Genomic DNA, 1,219 nt, shown 5'->3' with positions numbered 1-1,219 from the left:
TGAGTAGCCCCTAGATTTCTGGACGCCTCGGGTCCTAATTTTGAGGACAGGAGGCGACGATGGGGAAACCCAATTTCAGCGATGAGTTCAAGCGTGACGCAGTGGTGCAGATCACGGAGCGGGGTTACCCGGTAGCGGAGGTTTCGCAGCGCCTCGGCGTCAGCCCACACTCGCTGTATGCGTGGAAGAAGCGGTTTGCGAAGGTCGCGTCGGGCGACGGCAATAAGGACGCAGAGATCCGCCAGTTGAAGCGCGAGTTGGCTCGGGTGACCGAGGAGCGCGACATCTTAAAAAAAGCCACCGCGTATTTCGCCAGGGATGCCAAGTGAGATACGCGTTTGTTGCCGAGCATCAGAACCAGTTTGGCGTCCGCGCGATGTGCCGGTGCCTGGCGATCCAGCCCAGCGGTTTTTACGCCTGGCGCAAAGCGCCGCTGAGCCGGCGAGCGCAAGAAGATGCTCGGCAGATTGCATTGATCCGGCAGGCCTGGAGCGACAGCGGCAAGGTCTATGGGTATCGAAAGTTGCACGACGATCTGCTCGATCAGGGCGAGACCTGTTGTCCCAATCGCGTTGCCCGCCTGACCAACCTGGCAGGCATCAAGGCGCAGATCGGCTACCAGCGGCGTCCAGGCAGTTCAGGAGGAAGGCCTTCGGCCGTCGCTGCCAACACGTTGGATCGGCAGTTCGACGTGCCGCAGGCTGATCGCGCCTGGGTGACGGACATCACCTATATCCGCACGATGGAGGGCTTCGCCTATCTGGCGGTCGTGCTCGATCTGTACTCCCGTCGCGTGGTGGGATGGTCGTTGCAAAGCCGTCAGACAACCGATGTTGTTTTGCAGGCGCTGCACATGGCGGTCTGGCGGCGTAAGCCGAAGTGTCGGGTGCTGATCCATTCAGACCAGGGATCGCAGTTCACGAGCATGGACTGGGCTGCCTTCATCCGCGCTCACAATCTTGAGCACTCGATGAGCCGACGCGGCAACTGCCACGACAATGCCGTGGCCGAGAGCTTCTTCTCCTCGCTCAAGCGTGAGCGCATCCGGCGTCGGACCTATAAAACCCGCGACGAAGCCCGGCAGGACGTGTTCGATTACATCGAGATGTTCTACAACCCGGTCCGCAAGCATGTCAGGAACGGGATGCTGTCGCCCGTCGAGTTCGAACGGCAGCAGGCTTTGATGGCTCAAGGCGTCTAGAAAACGAGGGGCTACTCA

General features: G+C 60.5%; 1 protein-coding gene. It reads left to right on the top strand.

Annotation, left to right across the window (positions count from 1 at the left end; all coding sequences use genetic code 11):
* Window positions 1–59 precede the first annotated feature (59 nt).
* Window positions 60–1,201, top strand: a protein-coding gene (locus AC0CH3_RS17695; RefSeq protein ID WP_230484008.1) for an IS3 family transposase whose coding sequence is annotated in 2 segments (ribosomal slippage) — window positions 60–300 and window positions 300–1,201 — 1,143 coding nt in all. Because the reading frame shifts where the segments join, the coding sequence is not laid out codon by codon here.
* The last annotated feature ends 18 nt before the right edge of the window (window positions 1,202–1,219 follow it).

This window comes from Sphingomonas sp. AC449 (genome assembly GCF_979253475.1).
This window is presented reverse-complemented; position numbering and strand designations above follow the sequence as displayed.